The sequence below is a fragment of the Pseudomonas sp. PDM03 genome (genome assembly GCF_014852385.1).
In the GTDB taxonomy this organism is placed as follows: Bacteria; Pseudomonadota; Gammaproteobacteria; order Pseudomonadales; family Pseudomonadaceae; genus Aquipseudomonas; species Aquipseudomonas migulae.
This window is the reverse complement of sequence record NZ_JACVBM010000018.1, coordinates 14,860-33,496: the sequence shown is the minus strand read 5'-3', so window position 1 is coordinate 33,496 and position 18,637 is coordinate 14,860. Positions and strand designations below refer to the sequence as shown.

The following is an 18,637-nucleotide window of genomic DNA, read 5'->3' as shown; positions in this document are numbered from 1 at the left end:
CGGCAAAAACAATGGGGCGAACCCTAGGAAAGCCCATCACGCTTGTCAATTGATCTGACGCAGATCCGGCACTTTCCTGCATTGCGATCATACTGAACGCTCAAATTCCCGATCGAGGTCACGATGAATCTGCACTTCGAAGAACTCACCGGCACCGACGGCGCCCGCATCGGCGTTGCCAGCCTGGATGCCGAAAAGTCCCTGAACGCCCTGTCCTTGCCGATGATCAACGCCCTGCGCGATCAGCTGGACGCTTGGGCCAAGGATCCGCAAATCGTCTGCGTGCTATTGCGCGGTCATGGCGCCAAGGCCTTTTGTGCCGGTGGCGAAGTGCGCAGCCTGGTGGAAGCCTGTCGCGCGCACCCCGGGGAAGTCCCCCCGCTGGCCGCAACTTTCTTCGCAGCGGAATACCGGCTGGACTTCAGCCTGCACACCTACCCGAAACCGCTGATCTGCTGGGGTCACGGTTATGTACTCGGCGGCGGCATGGGCCTGCTGCAGGGCGCGAACATCCGTATTGTCACGCCGAGCAGCCGTTTGGCGATGCCGGAAATCAGCATTGGTTTGTATCCGGATGTCGGTGCCAGTTGGTTTCTGTCGCGCCTGCCCGGCAAGCTCGGTTTGTTCCTCGGCCTGACCGGCGCGCACATGAACGGTCGCGATGCGATCGATCTGGGCCTGGCCGACCGCTTCCTGCTCGATGAACAGCAAGAAAAGCTGATCGAAGGCTTGCTGCAATTGAATTGGCAGGAACAGACGCCGATGCAGCTCAACAGCCTGCTCAAGGCCCTGCAGCAGGAAGCGCTGGCGAAAATGCCCGAAGCCCAGTGGCTGCCGCGCCGCCAGCAGATCGACGAATTGCTGGATGTCAGTGATGTGCGCTGTGCGTGGAAAGCCATCAGCCAACAGCGTGATAGCACGGACCTGGTACTTAGCCGAGCGGCGCGGACCCTGAGTGAAGGTTCGCCGCTGACTGCTCATCTGATCTGGCAACAGATCGCCCGCGCCCGGCATATGTCGCTGGCTCAGGTTTTCCAGATGGAATACACCTTGAGCCTCAACTGCTGCCGGCATCCGGAGTTCAGCGAAGGCGTGCGTGCGCGGCTGATCGACAAGGATCAGAAACCGCATTGGCATTGGCCTGATATCAATCACGTGCCGGATGCGGTGGTGGAGGCGCATTTTCGCAAGGTGTGGGAAGGTCGGCATCCACTGGCGGATCTTTCCGAATACTAAAGTTCTGAAATTGTCCGCGATAGCCGTATCAAAAGGACTATCGCGGGCAAATCATGTTCCCTCCTAAGAGCGGTTGCTAGTCACCGTCTGTTTGTCATCGAAGTCTTAACTAGACCTGAACCCCGTAAAACTCAGATATTTCCTTCAATGCCTCCGATACACCTTCGTCATCACGCAAAAATATATCTTCCATGTCCCTGAGCGGCGGCAGAGGATGTAGAAGTTCAAGCAACTGGTTTGCAGCGTAGTCCTGAGGTGTTCTATCTACACTTTGTACTCTAATAAAACTGATCGCAGCCTCTCCTCCTAAAAAATGATTAGCCACTCGTATTTTTGGGGATGCACCGTAATTCACCACAACTACGAGATCATTGTTATCTCTGTGAAATTTAAGCTGATGGATGGAAGCATCAAAGTCCGTAAAATCGATTCCATCAATACCGCCAGGTGCATTAATAATCAGATCTCTTCCCAGCCCGTCATATTTGTAAATATCATTACCTGCACCGCCGGCTAAAGTATCGTCACCACCCCCACCCCAAAGGGTATCGTCTCCCATACCGCCGGAGATAGTGTCATCGCCCTGCATTCCTCGTATTTCTCCAGAACCACTCAACGTGTCATTACCTCGACCGCCGACGAGAGGGAGCTTTTTACCATCCCGCAAAGAGATAGCCTCCACAGCATTATTAATTAGAACACCATGGTGATAAGTATCAGGGGCAGGACCTAATTCACTATCAGCTATGAGTTGCGCTAGGCTAACACTTGATCCGTCTGAAAATTTTACAAGTTCAACACCAGAACCACTGAGATCACTAGCATTCGGCAATACAATACGAACTTGTTGATCTTCACCCCAAGCGACATCAAGCGTTGAGTACAACATTTGCCCGCGGGGCGGATTACGATAGGTGCCGCGTTGTGGCTTTGGGGCCAATTCAATATTTACCGTCTCAACCAATACGGAGCCCCAATTTAATTGCAGCTGTTCCAGAGTTACCCCATCTGGAAGTCTGACTGTATCCACATCCTCCGCTCCGAACTCAGAATACCAACCGGCGGCACCAACTTCCGGGCGAAGAAAAACAGGACTCAACATATCCGCAACAATGGTAGTCGCTCCTGCATGAGGAGCGATTATGTATGTATCAGGACCATTCTCGCCATAAAGCCGGTCGTGCCCTGCGCCACTGACTAGGTAGTCCGCACCTTCTGATCCGACCAGCGTATCTTTTCCAGCTCCACCCGAAAGAAACGCACCGGAGGCCCTAGCCTCATATTCGCCATAATCAACGCCGGGAGACTTATAGGTGACCACTAAGTCATCACCCGCCCCGCCATGAAAAATATTACCGACTTCAAGATTTACTCTGCCGCCAGCATCGCCGCCCTGAACAATTTGATGTTTGATGGTTTCAGTCGAGACATCCCAACTAAACTGCTTATAACTTAACTCGCTGCTTTCGAAGCTTCCAGCGGGATAAACATACCAGCCTTGGATGACACCTGTGGCGCTTTTATGCTCGACGACAACTTCACCAGCGCTCAATGCAAAACCACTGTAGTTCGAACCAGACGGATAGTAATGCGGTTCTTGTTTTGGGGTATATTTCAGCCCACCTACCACTGCAGGCCGGGACTCAGTACGAGAAGTCAAATTTGAAGTTATCTCACTGATTACTGACTTACCAGAAACCAGGCTCATCCGCTCTGGGGTTTCTGACAATGATCCTGCCTGAAAGCTTTCAACAATTAGATTGGTTTTTTCGTGGTAGCTATATTCATCATCAGCAATATGATTTTTGCTCCACGCTCCCTGAGCATTCAGCAGGAACCCCGATGCCAACATAAATGCAGAGCGACGCTTTTTCAGATTATCCATAAACTCTTCGCCCCACAATTTATCGGCATCAATTTTAACTCGCGGGGTATCACCCGCAGTACTATTGGTATGCGCCGCTCCGCTGGAATTGTCTTTTTCTCCTGATTGCTCCGCCACGGTATTGTTATCTGCCGCCCCGATGCCACTTTCGTCTGCGCCACTTCCCGGAGAGGGTTCTACCAAAGGCGAAACGACTACCGAACTTTGGGCAATTGCCATGATCTCCTGAAAATTTAAAACGACACCATCACTGAAACTAAATGATGAGTTTTGCCATTTTTCAAAATCACGGATCCGAACTGCGTCACCCACCCCATTCGTCAGTCGTAATACTGGACCCACATCAACAACAACGATACCAACTTTTAAATTGCTCGCCGTAAATCCAGGTCCAAATTTTATGATGTTGCTTCCACCAGTATCTGCGATAACGTCGATACCATCGCCGGCGCCGAAGTGATAAGTGTCATCGCCGTCTAAGCCATCCAGATAGTCTTTGCCACTGCCTCCTTCAAAAACGTTGTTACCCGGACCACCGCGAAGATAGTCCCCACCTGCACCGCCATTTAGCGTGTCGTCTCCACCTCCGCCTATCAGGGTGTCGTTACCCGCACCGCCATCAAGATAATCTGCGCCATGTTCCGTTTCGGGCCTTAGCTCATAATCACCCAGCAAGAAGTCGTCATCAGCGCCGCCATAAAGTGTATCGGCGCCCAAGCCTCCCCAGAGTGTGTCGTTTCCTGCATTGCCTTGAATGTAGTCATCATTAATTCCGCCCTCTGGCAGACTGTGTCCGTCTCCGTCCAGGGCGTCATTTCCTTCTCCCCCTATCAGCGTATCGGAGCCGCCCATGCCTACAAGCGTGTCATCACCGATACCGCCATCAAGGAAATCATTACCGTGGTAATTAACGGGATGAGTGAGGTAGTCGCCAGAGAGACTATCGTTACCTGCACCGCCATAAAGTGAATCATCAGCACCGCCCCCCCGGAGGGTGTCGTTGCCCGCACCACCATCCAGAAAGTCACTCCCGAAATAATGGGCTGCATCCCCCTCAATACCCTGTAACTCAGCGTCATCGCCCTTTAGATCATCGTTACCGAGGCCGCCGTACAACACATCGCTACCACCATTACCGTAAAGTTCGTCATTGCCATCACCACCGTCCAGCAAATCGTTTCCATGGCTCCTGCTTTTGAGTCCGCCAGCGGAATCGTGGTTGTCTCCAAACAGGATGTCGTCATCACTGCCGCCGAGAAGGGTGTCATTTCCTTGATCGCCGCCCATGACATCATTCCCGGCGCCGCCATCGAGTAAATCGTCCCCCCCGCCAGCGGTCATAAAATCGTGACCACCCTGGCCATAAAGAATGTCGTTACCACCTTCTACGGCCGTGCTAGTGGAGGCATCGGATAGGCCTGGACGCCAACTGCTACCATCCTTGCCGAAAGGGAGTTCAACGCGTTTGAAGTCCCAGCTGTCCAACAAGCCACCGGTCATACCATCACCCGATAGATTGTCGTCGCCCGCCCCGCCAACCAGCGTATCTCCTCCGGTACCTCCGAGCAGCACGTCTCTGGATGAACTACCGACCAGCAGATCGTCACCCAGCCCCCCATCAAGCCAATCACCACGACTTGCTCGTCCGCGAACGGCTCCCCCAGTCATCGCCTTTTCGATAGTGGCCTGCTTCTCTCCAAACAAACGATCATTTCCGGCTTTACCAAATAACCGATCGGAACCACCGAACCCAATGAGCATGTCGTGGCTACCCGATCCGTGCAGCACGTCTGCCCGGTTGCTCTGTTTTACCTTCGACATCACCACAACGTTGCCTAGCTCATCATAAGAAAGCTGCTCACCGGGAACATCCGGATCGGCATCTTCAGCCATTCGGTCACCGGAAATGGTGAGATAGGGCTTCGCAAGGCGAAGGCTTTCGTAGCTTGGAAGCTGGATGCCGAACATTCCCGGTGTGTACTGTCTTATGACGATCAGGTCATTCTGGCCGTATTTTATATTGAGTGTTTTTTCGGCGAGTTCTTCGATGAGGGTTAAAGTAATGGCGCCATCTTCAGTGATCCAGGTATTGCTCAGAGGGCCAATACGTTTTGGGAGAGGTATCGGAAGGCCATTTATCAGTATCTGACCATCGACGTTTATATCGTAAATCTGATCGACTCCATCGCCACTTGTGAATTCATATCGATCGTTACCGGCGCCTCCAATCAGAACATCGTTACCTTTGCCGCCCACCAATACATCATCACCGGCCATCCCGTGTAGCGCATCATTTCCATCTCCACCGCTTAACGAGTCGCTACCCTGACCACCTTCAACATAATCATTTCCTTCACTGCCGTTGATTCTGTCATCGCCGGAACCACCATAAAGATGGTCGATATTCCCCCCCCGCTGAACGAACGCCCGCCATCATCACCAAACATAACAAGTGGATTTGAAACACCTGTTTTCATTGGTACTTGTTTACCAGATACAAGATCCGAATAGGAATAGGCCTGCGCCGTGTTTTCTCCGAAAGACACAGTGGCCCTGGATATTAGGCGGCCTAGCATATCCGCGCGATCAACAATCCATTGTTCTGTAATTACTCCATCGCCGCTTTTCGGGTCATGGAGTTCCAGTCCACGCCCTAGAAAGTCGTCATCCCTCTCTATGACGATTTCACTCAGGTGTTTTAGAGAGTTGCGTAAAGCCTTCCCGGCAAGTGTTTCCTGGGTGGCTAACTCTTTCCATTCAGAAACACTGCCGTACTCGACAATTGTCTTGGCAACAGTACTTTGGGATTGGCTCGATGATAACGATGAGAAAAATGCATAGGCGTTAGCAGCGAATGTTTCATCCGTAGTAGGTGCAACTGACGCAACACCATCATATGTTAGCTTCAACATATCGAAGAAGGCATTCACCCCAAACCTTAATATCATGTCCACCGTGGATGAAATAGACGTACCTTTGACGACATGTTGGATGAACGGGCTATAGCTTCCACTGCTACCCGCAATATTTATCTGCTCAGGCAAAACTGAAAACATACTCTCGAGTGTATTCCCACCAAAATTTTTGGCCACTGCAACAAGAGCCACCCAATAGGAATCTATGGCGAACAAGATATTCTTAAAATCATCTACCCTATTAACTTCTGCTAATTCATGCCTTCCTTTAATTTCCGACCCGGGATCACCTGCCGAGATCAATCTCCACGTTTCAAAGGGATACTCCCCGCCTAACAAACTAAATCCGATTGTCCCCGACCACCCCGAGTTACGACTTGAAGCGGTATCTTCATCGCCAACTTCCTTAGGAAAAAGTACTCTACCGATGGCGCTTGCATCGATGGAAGCGATTTGGTCAATTGATGGGACGGTCCACGGCGCCAAGTTGTCTTTGAGCGACCCATACATCAAAGCATTCATGAAATTGACTGCTACCTGGTTCGATGACTCCTGCATCAGCTCATCACTAAACACTTTGTTCAGTCTTAACTGCCCTTGCCGCATTGTATAAGCACGAATCAAAGCTGAGTAAGCACCATTTCCTCCATTGGCATCAATTGCCACATCAAGCCACAGCTTGGCACTCTTTAAAATCTTCTTAATGTTTTCATCAAAAACAACAGAACCAGAAAGTTTTTCACCAATCATTTCCGATAACGCCTGATAAAAAGGTGCACAATTTAGACCTTTTATCGCTACAGCTTGATACAACTCAATCCTCGATTCAAACCTCATGCCTTCGCACATACTGGCAGCATCGATAATCTTTTCTTTCTCTACAACACTAAAAACATAACTCATCATTACTTCCCTGTAATTATGGAGCGTGAAAGATACTCATTAATAAACTTAAGCGCGGCGGGAGCCGCACGTAGCGAACCTGTCCCCAAATGCACACGAGCATCACCACCTGCAAAATCAAAATCATGCAATTCGACTGTGCAATAAGCATTGAAACGACCAAAATCCAGATTTTCCAGTTGTAATCTGTTGAACGTTAATAAAACGTCACTGTTCAACCCACTTTCCAAAACTTCGCTCGACGGAGAACCCAAACCATTACACGCAATCATTCGCGGAGTTCCGTCACGGCGACGCCAATCGCTTATAACGAAATTTTTTATAGAGAAGTCGTTTTCAACGCTAGGAGGGGGAGCGTCAAGCCAGAGTTCCAAACCCGGGTAATTTTTAAGTTTCACAATAAGCTCTTCAGGCCAATCGACAGTCTGAAGGCCCACTTCATATGGTTCAGTGGATGCTGTTCTTGTGTACAACCTGGCTGTAACACTGAAAAGCCTCCGATTGGGTGACGGTTTCTTCCCGAGTTCCTGATAGGTGGGACGAAGTTCATTATCTGTCCACCAGAAAGAGCCCTCGAGAAGCTCTGCAATGCATTGCCCATTCCTTGTGGTAGAACCAAAATGGAACCCCGGTATTTTAGCTATATCAAGAAGACCGCCACCCAATATTGGAACAAGCTCCATACCAGCCAGTTTCTGATTACATTTTTTTGATTCCTCTCGACTACGCTCCCGCTCTTCTGCCCTACGCTCCGAGGCAACATAACAACTCACCAACCAAGAGCAAAAAGCCACAACCAAACCATACTTCAGTATGGCTTTACACCACCAATACGCATCCTTGCGATATACCTTATACACTTCAAACTCCATTTAAAATGATCAAACAACCTACTTGAAACAAGACATCACGCGATCAAAAATATCGAAATAGCCTCGCACCCCATGCTTCACATCAAATCGGCTCGCTGTCGATTTCGCTGATTTTCCAATCAGACTAAAATCACTTGGATTTTTTAAGATTCTGCACACTTTTCCAGCTATCGCATCAGCGTCAAAAAAATCCACAAGCAATCCATTTACACCATCAACAATCACCTCCCGAACCGGAGCCGTATCGGAACCTATCACGACACACTCAGACGCCATTGCCTCTAGTAACGACCAAGACATAACGAAGGGATAAGTCAAATAAACATGCACTTCTGAAACCTGCAAAACGGCTCTATACGTTTCATAAGGCAGCTTACCCGTGAAATGTACCTTGGAAAGATCTATATCCAACTCCGCCAGTAACTTACTGCGCCAATTAGCAAACCCTTTCGGCAAACTTCCATAACTGACCCCATCGCCTCCCACGATTACAATCTGGGCGTCCGGACACTCAGCCAGAATGAAAGGAATCGACCTCATAAAACTATGGAATCCGCGATAAGGTTCGAGGTTTCTGGCGACATACGTCACTATTGATTGCCCGGCCTCTAATACCTGCCCACTAGGTAACTTTACAGAGGCAATCGGCACAGGCTCAGACGTTTGTAGAGGAATACCCTCATGAATCACGTGAATTTTAGAGTGATACGCTGGCGGGAACAGACTGCGCTGCCAATGTGTTGGTGCAATTCCAATATCGCATTGTTCAAGGTTCAAAAGATGCATCGAATTCAACGGACGAATTCTTGAAGAACTATCTGGGGCGCACGGAAACTCAGGATCAAAATCCATGTCTGCGCCTTTTGAATGATAATAATATTCACAAAAATGAATCAGAGGAATGTCAGGGAACACATCCTTAACAAACAGCGTTTCACCCCATCCAGGATGAGCAAGTATCACATCAGGGCGATAGCCGTTTTGCTTGAGCCCTTTCAACACCCCAAGCACTTGCTGCCCATCAATTACCGCCTCTTCATATTGATGCAAGTACGGATGGGTGCAGTTTGATTTTTTTCTTACAGCTCGATATCTAAAGAGTTTTATTCCTGAAATACCCGGAGCACTATCTCGCCCTATCGCCGTGACTGTAACGCCTGGCCGACTCTGCGCCGCCAATGCAACGTGGCGAAATTGACCAGGAAAGTTTTGATGAATAATCAGTAAATTCATGAATTAAGTTATTTTCTTCTCGTAAACCCTCATTTCATTGAAGTTTTTTTCAACATCAATACGAATGCACAAACGCTAACAAACGCGCAGAATTAAAAATGTAGGAGGGTTCCGAGAACGTCCGAGGAGATGGAGCAAAGCGCATGAATTTCGAATCGAGCAGGTGCTCCCGCCACGATGCGGTTCCTTGAGGGCATCACGTTCAGCCCCAGTCATGAGCTGTTAGCTTTATCTGCCGCAAAAAAAAGCGGCGCTTGATGCGCCGCTTTATCGGAGAGGTTTCGTTGGAGACTACCGGTGGCCTCCGCGACCGTTGTGGTCGCCCCTCCCACCACGGTTATCGCGTCCGCCGTGACCACCACGGTAGTCATTATTCCAATTGCCACGGTTACGGCCATCCCAACCGCCCCGGCCATTACCGTCCCAACCGCGCCCTTGATGCGCCCGGTAATCGCCTCGTGGCGAAGGCTGGTAATAACGCGGTGCCGGTTGATACACCCGCGGCTGATGGTAATAGCGCGGCGTTGGCTGGTAATAGCGGGCCGGTGGTGAGTAATACCGGCGCGGCGACGTGTAGTAACCGCCACTGGAGTAGTAACCGCCGCCATCTGAGTAGTACGGCGCGGGGGACGTGTAAACCTCGGAACTGTAGTAGCTGCCTCCTCCATCGGCATAGGGCACGCACGCACCGAGTGACAATCCCACTACAGCTGTCAGAAGAATTCGACGGAGCATTTTTTGAAGGAGCATGGCGGCCTCCTGGACCGCGAGTGAGCCACACCAGCGACGCTGGCGAGCGACAGTCAATTATTCGGTGACTGTCGAAAGATCAGACATCGTTTTCGACATCCGGTGCGCTCTTGAAACAAGTTGAAACATCTAGCCGATGAAAGGTTTTTCATCTATTCACCCGCTGATTAATGGTGCCGCCCATGGTATCCACCGCCGTAATAACGTGGGTGATGCCCGCCCCAATAGTAGTAGCGATAGCCACCGTAAAAGCGCGGACCATAGTAATAACGCGGGCCGTAATAGTAGGAATACGGCGCATAGCCGGGGTAGTAATAAGGCGTGGAATACACATCGTAGGTGCCGGCGTAGTAGTAGCAGCCGGACAACCCGACACCGAGCACAACGCCCAGTAACAGTCGACGAAACATGGCGGCCTCCTGAAAGACCACAGCCGATACAGCCGGCTGACACCTGTTTTGACTGGCAATGCGTTGGCGAGTGCCGGACGACGCACGACCTTCGGATCAGCGGCCAGCCACGCTGCATCTCAGTGCACGGGCGCACCATCACAAAGCAGCGAACGGTCCCTGCGCCCTCCCGAAAAATGGCAATCCCCCGGCCCAGAGCGCTTCGAGCGACTTGGCACGGCTCTCGCTTTAGCAAACCCGTGCAGGAGTCATCACAGGTTCGCGGCACCACAATTTGCAATGGCTGACTAGGGTTCCGGCTCGCTAAGGCGAGTGACTGGTCCGAGAGTTGGCGACCTCCAGTTGAGGTTACACGGCGGGACAAAAGCCCGGGAGACAAGCCACCGTTCGCGGTGCCGCGTTGACTCCTGCCCGCCCTTGATCAACTGGAGAACCACCATGTCCCGACTTCGTTTACCCGCCCTCCTCGCCGCTGCCTTCGCAGCCATCGTGAGCGTCTCGTCCCAGGCCGCGTCAAAAGACCACTTCAGCGTCTGCTGGACCATTTATGCCGGCTGGATGCCCTGGGAATACGCCGGCAGCCAAGGCATCGTCGACAAATGGGCGAAGAAGTACGGCATCAAGATTGATGTGGTGCAGCTCAACGACTACGTCGAATCCATCAACCAATACACCGCCGGCCAGTTCGACGGCTGCACCATGACCAACATGGACGCGCTGACCATTCCGGCGGCCGGTGGCGTCGACAGCACCGCGCTGATCGTCAGCGATTTTTCCAACGGCAACGACGGCATCGTGCTCAAGGGCGACGGCAAGAAAGTCGCCGACCTCAAGGGCATGGACGTCAATCTGGTCGAGCTGTCGGTGTCCCATTACCTGCTGGCGCGGGCCCTGGATTCGGTGGACCTCACCGAGAAAGACCTGAAAGTGGTCAACACCTCCGACGCCGACATCTCCGCCGCTTTCAACACGGAGCAGGTCAACGCCGTCACCACCTGGAACCCGATGCTCTCGGACATCAAGGCCAAGCCGGGCGTGACCGAAGTGTTCAATTCCAGCCAGATCCCCGGCGAGATCATGGACATGATGGTGGTCAACAGCGCCACCCTCAAAGACAACCCGGCCCTGGGCAAGGCACTGACCGGCGCCTGGTTCGAAGTGGTCGAGTTGATGAACGCGAAAAACGCCGCCAGCAAGGCTGCGCTCGAACACATGGCCAAGGCCTCGGGCACTGACCTCGCGGGTTTCCAGGCGCAACTCGACACCACCAAATTGTTCGCCACACCGCAAGAAGCCCTGGCGTTTTCCACCAGCAAGCAACTGCCGGAAACCATGCGCAAGGTCGCGGAGTTTTCCTTCCAGCACGGCTTGCTCGGTGAAGGCGCCAAGGACACCAGCGCAGTCGGCATGGCCTTCGCCAACGGCGTGACCAGCGGCGACAAGAGCAACCTCAAGCTTCGCTTCGATCCGAGTTACGTGCAGATGGCTGCCGACGCCAAGCTGTAACAAGAGGACCTGGCCATGCGCCTGATCAATCGCCACCCGGATCGCCCGAGTCGCCTGTTGTTGGTGATCCTGCCGTTCGCCCTGGTGCTGTTCGCCTACTTCATGGGCTCGGCCGAACGGCTGCTGGACAACCCTAACGACAAGCTGTTGCCGAGCGCCGTGCAAATGACCGACGCGGTCAAGCGCCTGGCGTTCACCGCCGACAGCCGCACCGGCGAATACGTGCTGTGGCAAGACACCGCGTCCAGCCTGCGGCGCCTGGCCATTGGTCTGGGCATCAGCGCGTTGGCCGGGCTGTGCCTGGGCATCGCCGCCGGCACGTTGCCGCTGTTCGGCGCGCCGTTGTCGCCGTTGCTGACGGTGCTGTCGATGGTGCCGCCGCTGGCGATCCTGCCGATTCTGTTCATCGTCTTTGGACTGGGAGAGTTATCGAAAGTGATGCTGATCGTGATCGGCATCACCCCGTGTCTGGCGCGGGATCTGGAACAGCGCGCCCGGGAAATACCGGTCGAGTTGCTGATCAAGGCCCAGACCCTCGGTGCCTCGACCTGGACGCTGATGCTGCGCGTGGTGCTCCCGCAATTGCTGCCGCGCCTGCTGATTTCGCTGCGGCTGATGCTCGGTTCGGCGTGGTTGTTCTTGATCGCCGCCGAAGCCATCGCCTCCACCGACGGCCTCGGCTACCGGATTTTCCTGGTGCGCCGTTACCTGGCGATGGACGTGATCCTGCCGTACGTGGTCTGGATCACCCTGCTCGCCTGGCTGATGGATTGGGGCCTCAAGCGCCTGACTCAACGTGCGTTCCCTTGGTACGAAGGAGCGCGAGCATGAGCTTCATCACAGTAAAAAACGTCTGGCAGCAATACGCCGATCAAGTGGTGCTCGAAGGCTTGAACCTGAACGTCAACGAAGGTGAGTTCTGCACCCTGGTCGGCGCGTCGGGCTGCGGCAAATCGACCTTCCTGCGCCTGTTGCTCGGCCAGGAACGCGCCAGTCGCGGCGAGATTCTGCTGGACGGCCAGGCGCTGGCCGGCGAACCGGATTCGAGCCGTGGCGTGGTGTTCCAGCGCTACTCGGTATTCCCGCACCTGACGGTGCTGGACAACGTCGCCCTCGGCCTCGAACTGCCGCGTTCGCCGCTGCTTGGGCGCCTGTTCGGCAGCGCTAAAAAAGACGCCCGCGAACAGGCTTCGGTATTGCTGCAAAAGGTCGGCCTCGGCCACTCGCTGGACAAGTACCCGGCGCAGCTGTCCGGCGGCATGCAGCAACGGTTGGCCATCGCCCAGGCGCTGATCATGAAGCCCCGCGTGTTGCTGCTCGACGAACCGTTCGGCGCGCTCGATCCGGGCATCCGCAAAGACATGCACGCCTTGCTGCTGGAGCTGTGGCGCGAGACGCAACTGACGGTGTTCATGGTCACCCACGACCTGTCCGAAGGTTTCAGCCTCGGCACGCGATTGCTGGTGTTCGACAAGGTCCGCGTCGACCCGCACGCCCCCGGCGCCTATGGCGCGCGTATCACTTACGACATCCCTTTGAACAGCGACCGCCGCGCCACGCGCGCCGCCGTCGATGCCTTGCCGGAAACACTGGCAGGCGCGCTTCGCACCGCTTAAGAGGATTTTGCACATGACTGATTCGACCCAACTGTTCCCACCCTTCGCCGAGGAAATGCTCCCCGGCGGCGGCCATCGCTCCTTCGTCCTGAAGCGCGGCCAATTGCTGCGCCTGACCGACCTGCGCGGTGGCGCCAACGTCAGCCTGACGTTGCTCAATGCCAATGAAAAAACCGAACGCCTGAACCTGCCCGACAGCCTCAAATGCCAACACACCGCCAAGCTCACCACGGGCCATTGTTTGTACTCGGACATGGGCCGCGTGCTGGCGGCAATCACCGCCGACACCTGCGGCTGGAGCGACAGCCTCGGCGGCGTGCTGTGCGCTGAAGAAGTCGCGGAAAAATACGGTGCGGGCCGCTATCAGGAACTGCGCAACGGCTTCTTCCGCAACGGCACCGACAACCTGTTGGTGGAACTCGGCAAATGGGGTTTGGGCCTGTCGGACTTGCTGATGACCCTCAACCTGTTCAGCCGCGTGAACGTCGATGAGGCCGGGCGTTTCCACTTCGTCGAAGGCAACTCCAGGGCCGGCGACTACATCGAGTTGTACGCGCCGATGGACACGCTGGTGGTGCTCACCGCCCTGCAACATCCGATGGACCCGTCGCCGGAATACGCACCAAAACCATTGAAGCTGAGCTGGATGAACGCCGATGCCAGTGTCGCCGAACACTGCCGCACCTCGCGCCCGGAAAACGAGCGCGGCTTCATCAACACCGACCGTCTGTTCGCCTGAGGATCGCTGCCATGTCACTCGCAATCGCTACCGCTCAAAAGCATCCAGAAACAGCGGTCTACCGCGCCACCATTCCCGCCGGCGAACCGTGGCTGATGGAGGTCAAGGCCGGCCAGACCCTGCGCATCCTCGACCTGGAAGGCAATCAGGCGGTTGATACGTTGTTCTACAGCGTCGCCAACCCGAAAGAACGCTACGACGTGCAACGCACCTTGCGCCGGCAGAACAGCGTCTACCTGAGCACCGGCAGCGTGCTCTATTCCAACCTCGGCAAACCGATGCTGACCATCGTCGCCGACACCTGCGGACGCCACGACACCCTCGGCGGTGCCTGCGCGCAAGAGAGCAACACCGTGCGCTACGCCCTGGAAAAACGCTACATGCACAGCTGCCGCGACAACTACCTGCGCGCCTGCGTCCACGACGGGCGACTGGGCAAGGGCGACATCGGGCCGAACATCAACTTCTTCATGAACGTGCCAGTCACGGCGGATGGCGGGCTGACGTTTGAGGACGGTATTTCGGCGCCGGGAAAGTACGTGGATTTGCGGGCGGAGATGGACGTGATCGTGCTGATTTCCAATTGTCCGCAACTGAATAATCCGTGCAATGCCTACAACCCTACGCCTGCGGAGCTGCTGGTATGGAACTGAGACTGAACCGTCTGCGTCGCTGGTTGTTTGCCCTATGCCAGGCCCGTTCCGGGCAGTGCCTCAAACCTCAGGAACACCACTAACCCCCTGTGGGAGCGAGCCTGCTCGCGATTGCGGTGTGCCAGTGGGCATTGATGTGTCTGATACACCGCAATCGCCGGCAAGCCGGTCTCGCTCCCACAGGGTTCAGCGGTGTTCTGAAGACTTGTGATTTTCCGCCGGGGACGACCCCGGCGCCCAACGAAAAACTGCGGGACGGCCCGCATCCCCTCCAGGGGTTATGCCATGTTCGAAAAAGTCCTGATTGCCAACCGTGGCGCCATTGCCTGCCGCGTCCTGCGCACCTTGCGTGAACTGCACGTCAAAGGTGTCGCCGTTTACTCCGAAGCCGATGCCGCGAGCCTGCACATCCTGCATGCCGATGAAGCCCACAGCCTCGGTGAAGGCGCGGCCGCCGGTACCTATCTGGCGGTCGATAAAATCCTCGCTATCGCCAAAGCCACTGGTGCCACGGCGATCCATCCTGGTTACGGTTTCCTCTCGGAAAACGCCGCATTCGCCGAAGCCTGCGAAGCGGCCGATATCGCGTTCATCGGCCCGACGCCAGAACAGTTGCGCGTGTTCGGCCTCAAACACACCGCTCGCGCCCTGGCCAAGCAACACGGCGTGCCGATGCTTGAAGGCACCGAGCTGCTCGACAGCCTCGAAGCGGCATTGATTGCCGGCGATCAGGTCAGCTATCCGGTAATGCTCAAAAGCACTGCCGGTGGTGGTGGCATCGGCATGCGCGTGTGTCGCAGTGCTGACGAGTTGAGTGAATCCTTCGAAGCCGTAAAACGCCTCGGCCAAAACAATTTCAGCGATGCCGGCGTGTTCATCGAGAAGTACATCCAACGCGCCCGACACCTGGAGGTTCAAGTGTTCGGCGACGGTCGCGGTGAAGTGATCGCCCTCGGCGTGCGCGACTGTTCGGTACAACGCCGCAACCAGAAAGTCCTAGAAGAAACCCCGGCGCCGAACCTGCCCGACGGCATGGCCGATGAGCTGTGCGCGGCGGCGATCAAACTGGCAAAAGCGGTGAACTACCGCAGCGCCGGCACCGTGGAATTTGTGTTCGACAGCGCAGACCAGCGCTTCTACTTTCTGGAAGTGAACACCCGTTTGCAGGTGGAACACGGCGTCACCGAACAGGTGTGGGGCGTGGATCTGGTGCGCTGGATGGTGGAACTGGCGGCGGGTGATTTGCCGCCGCTGAGCGTGTTGAGCCAAGGATTGAAAGCCGAGGGGCATGCGATTCAAGCACGGCTTTATGCGGAAGATCCGGGTCGTGATTTTCAACCGAGCCCCGGCTTGCTGACGGCTGTGAACTTCCCCACCGCCGACGGCAAACAGCTGCGGATCGACACCTGGGTCGAGGCCGGTTGCGAGATACCGCCGTACTTCGACCCGATGATTGCCAAGGTCATCTGCTGGGCGCCGACCCGCGAACAAGCGCGTGCGGATTTGCATCAAGCACTGGGCGACAGCCAGCTCTACGGCGTGGAAACCAACCGCGATTACCTGCGGCAGATTTTGCTCGACGCGCCGTTCACCAGCGGCCAACCGTGGACCCGTTGCCTCGAAGGCCTGGTGTATCAGGCCAACACTTTTGAAGTGCTCAGCGCCGGCACTCAAACCAGCGTTCAAGACTATCCGGGGCGACTCGGTTATTGGGCCGTGGGCGTGCCGCCGTCAGGGCCGATGGACAGTCGCGCATTGCGATTGGGCAACCTTTTGCTGGGTAACGAAGAAGGCGCCGCCGCGCTGGAAATCACCATGAGCGGGCCGTTGCTGCGCTTCAATTGCGACGCGGTGGTGGTGGTAACGGGGGCGGTCATTCCGCTGACGTTGAACGGCGAAACCGTGGCGATGAACACGGCGCTGCTCATTCCCGCAGGCACCACGTTGAGTCTCGGCACGATTGGCGGCGCAGGCGCCCGCAGCTATTTGTGTGTGCGCGGCGGGCTGCAGGTGCCCGACTATCTGGGCAGTAAAAGCACCTTCACCCTCGGGCAGTTTGGTGGGCATGGTGGCCGCGCATTACGGGCCGGCGATGTGTTGCATGTGCCGGCGTTGACCGATCACAGCGTCGGTGAGCAACTGCCTGTCATTGCTGAATTGCCTGCCGTGCGGCAAATCCGGGTGATCTATGGCCCCCATGGCGCACCGGAATATTTCACCGAAAACTACATCGGCACGTTTTTCGAGACGCAGTGGGAAGTGCATTTCAACTCCAGCCGCACGGGTGTGCGCCTGATCGGGCCGAAGCCGGAATGGGTCCGTGCGGACGGTGGTGAGGCGGGGCTGCACCCGTCGAATATCCATGACAATCCGTATGCGATTGGCGCCGTGGATTTCACCGGGGACATGCCGGTGATTCTGGGGCCGGACGGGCCGAGCCTCGGCGGGTTTGTGTGCCCGGTGACGGTGATCGAGGCGGATCTTTGGCAACTGGGGCAATTGAAGGCCGGGGACAAAGTGCAGTTCCAGCCAGTCGATCTCAAAACCGCCCGCAACCTCGCCCTGAAATGGAATACCCCCTGTAGGAGCCGGCTTGCTGGCGATGGGGCCAGATCAGACACCGCGTCAATTTCATCGCCAGCAAGCCGGCTCCTACAGTCGCCTGTGGTTTTGGATTTGGGCCAGGACGATACGCGGTTGGTTGCGCGACTGTCGGGGGATACGCACCTATTGCTTGAGATCGGCGCACCGGAACTGGACCTCGTCCTGCGCTTCCGCGCCCACGCCCTCATGCAAGCCCTGGAAAGCAAACACCTGCACGGCGTGATCGACCTCACACCCGGCATCCGCTCGTTGCAAGTGCACTACCAACCCGAGCAACTGCCGCTGGCCGATCTGCTCGGTATCGTCGCCGGTGAATGGGACGCGGTGTGCGCCGCCAAGGACCTGCAAGTGCCGTCGCGCATCGTCCATCTGCCGCTGTCCTGGGACGATCCGGCCTGCCAATTGGCGATCGAGAAATACATGACCACCGTGCGCAAGGACGCACCGTGGTGCCCGAGCAATCTGGAGTTCATCCGCCGCATCAACGACCTGCCGAACCTCGATGAAGTGCAGCGCACGGTGTTCGACGCCAGTTATCTGGTGATGGGGTTGGGCGACGTTTACCTCGGTGCGCCGGTCGCCACCCCGCTCGACCCGCGCCATCGTCTGGTGACCACCAAATACAACCCGGCCCGCACCTGGACTGCGGAAAACTCGGTGGGCATCGGCGGCGCGTACATGTGCGTGTACGGCATGGAAGGCCCCGGCGGTTATCAGTTCGTCGGTCGCACGTTGCAGATGTGGAACCGCTACCGTGAAGTCGCCGCGTTCGATAGCAAACCGTGGTTGCTGCGCTTCTTCGACCAGATCCGTTTCTACCCGGTGAGCGCCGATGAACTGCTGCGCATCCGCCGGGATTTCCCCCTCGGGCGCTTCGAGTTGAACATCGAACACAGCCAGTTGAACCTCGCGGATTACCAGGCGTTCCTGACCAAAGAGTCCTCGAGCATTGCAGCTTTTCGGGATCAACAGAAAGGCGCTTTCAACGCCGAGCGCGAGCGCTGGATCGCCAGCGGCCAGGCGCATTTCGACAGTGAGGAAGCGGCCCCGGAAACGACCGAAGACGCACCGTTGGCCACTGGTGAAATGAGCGTCGACAGCCACATCGCCGGCAACCTCTGGCAGGTCCAGGTGGAGACCGGCAGCCGCGTTGCCGCCGGTGATGTGCTGGTGATTCTGGAGTCGATGAAGATGGAAATCCCGCTGCTCGCACCGATGGCCGGTGTGGTGCGCGAAATCCGCGTGCAACCCGGTTCGGCCGTGCGCGCCGGACAGCGCGTCGTGGTGCTGGAACTCGACTGAACCCATTTTGCAA

General features: G+C 55.7%; 13 protein-coding genes and 1 riboswitch. Of the genes, 7 read left to right on the top strand and 6 right to left on the bottom strand.

All coding sequences use genetic code 11. From position 1 onward, the window contains the following. Nucleotides 1-123: 123 nt before the first annotated feature. Entirely contained in the window at nt 124-1,236 is a 1,113-nt protein-coding gene (locus tag IB254_RS22170; RefSeq protein ID WP_192419461.1) for an enoyl-CoA hydratase/isomerase family protein, read from the top strand. Between the two features lie 109 nt (nt 1,237-1,345). Here IB254_RS22170 and IB254_RS22165 read toward each other — a convergent pair whose 3' ends face one another. The 6 genes from IB254_RS22165 to IB254_RS22145 form a co-directional block, all read right to left on the bottom strand. Continuing rightward, nucleotides 1,346-5,488, bottom strand: a complete 4,143-nt coding sequence (locus IB254_RS22165) for a calcium-binding protein (RefSeq protein ID WP_318653023.1) — start codon at nt 5,486-5,488, stop codon at nt 1,346-1,348. After that, complete coding sequence (locus IB254_RS29775; RefSeq protein ID WP_318653022.1) at nt 5,431-6,939, bottom strand: hypothetical protein; 1,509 nt, start codon at nt 6,937-6,939, stop codon at nt 5,431-5,433. The genes IB254_RS22165 and IB254_RS29775 overlap by 58 nt, the downstream gene beginning before the upstream one ends. Nucleotides 6,940-6,941: 2 nt before the next feature. Continuing rightward, nucleotides 6,942-7,811, bottom strand: a complete 870-nt coding sequence (locus IB254_RS22160) for a hypothetical protein (RefSeq protein WP_225602462.1) — start codon at nt 7,809-7,811, stop codon at nt 6,942-6,944. 18 nt (nt 7,812-7,829) lie between these two features. Further along, nucleotides 7,830-9,044, bottom strand: coding sequence for a glycosyltransferase family 4 protein (locus tag IB254_RS22155; RefSeq protein ID WP_192419459.1), 1,215 nt, complete (start codon nt 9,042-9,044; stop codon nt 7,830-7,832). Between the two features lie 291 nt (nt 9,045-9,335). Then, nucleotides 9,336-9,794, bottom strand: coding sequence for a hypothetical protein (locus IB254_RS22150; RefSeq protein ID WP_192419456.1), 459 nt, complete (start codon nt 9,792-9,794; stop codon nt 9,336-9,338). Nucleotides 9,795-9,961: 167 nt separating this feature from the next. Next, nucleotides 9,962-10,204 carry a hypothetical protein gene (locus IB254_RS22145; protein ID WP_008025780.1) on the bottom strand — a complete coding sequence of 81 codons (243 nt, stop codon included), beginning with the start codon at nt 10,202-10,204 and terminating at the stop codon, nt 9,962-9,964. 276 nt (nt 10,205-10,480) lie between these two features. Next, a riboswitch (guanidine-I (ykkC/yxkD leader) is annotated at nt 10,481-10,581 on the top strand. Nucleotides 10,582-10,642: 61 nt separating this feature from the next. On the opposite strand from IB254_RS22145, the gene IB254_RS22140 reads away from it, so the two are divergent. The 6 genes from IB254_RS22140 to uca all read left to right on the top strand — a co-directional run bounded on the left by IB254_RS22140 (nt 10,643) and on the right by uca (nt 18,624). After that, on the top strand, nt 10,643-11,710 hold the full coding sequence (locus tag IB254_RS22140; protein ID WP_192419454.1) for a putative urea ABC transporter substrate-binding protein: 1,068 nt from the start codon (nt 10,643-10,645) through the stop codon (nt 11,708-11,710). A 15-nt stretch (nt 11,711-11,725) separates the two neighbouring features. Further along, nucleotides 11,726-12,541 carry an ABC transporter permease gene (locus IB254_RS22135; protein ID WP_008025776.1) on the top strand — a complete coding sequence of 272 codons (816 nt, stop codon included), beginning with the start codon at nt 11,726-11,728 and terminating at the stop codon, nt 12,539-12,541. Beyond that, nucleotides 12,538-13,326 carry an ABC transporter ATP-binding protein gene (locus IB254_RS22130; RefSeq protein ID WP_192419452.1) on the top strand — a complete coding sequence of 263 codons (789 nt, stop codon included), beginning with the start codon at nt 12,538-12,540 and terminating at the stop codon, nt 13,324-13,326. The genes IB254_RS22135 and IB254_RS22130 overlap by 4 nt, the downstream gene beginning before the upstream one ends. Before the next feature lie 13 nt (nt 13,327-13,339). Next, nucleotides 13,340-14,065: an urea amidolyase associated protein UAAP1 gene (locus tag IB254_RS22125; RefSeq protein ID WP_008025773.1), complete on the top strand. Its 726-nt coding sequence runs from the start codon at nt 13,340-13,342 to the stop codon at nt 14,063-14,065. A gap of 11 nt (nt 14,066-14,076) precedes the next feature. Next, entirely contained in the window at nt 14,077-14,718 is a 642-nt protein-coding gene (locus IB254_RS22120) for an urea amidolyase associated protein UAAP2 (protein ID WP_017336948.1), read from the top strand. 285 nt (nt 14,719-15,003) lie between these two features. After that, nucleotides 15,004-18,624, top strand: coding sequence for an urea carboxylase (gene uca, locus IB254_RS22115; protein WP_192419450.1), 3,621 nt, complete (start codon nt 15,004-15,006; stop codon nt 18,622-18,624). The last annotated feature ends 13 nt before the right edge of the window (nt 18,625-18,637 follow it).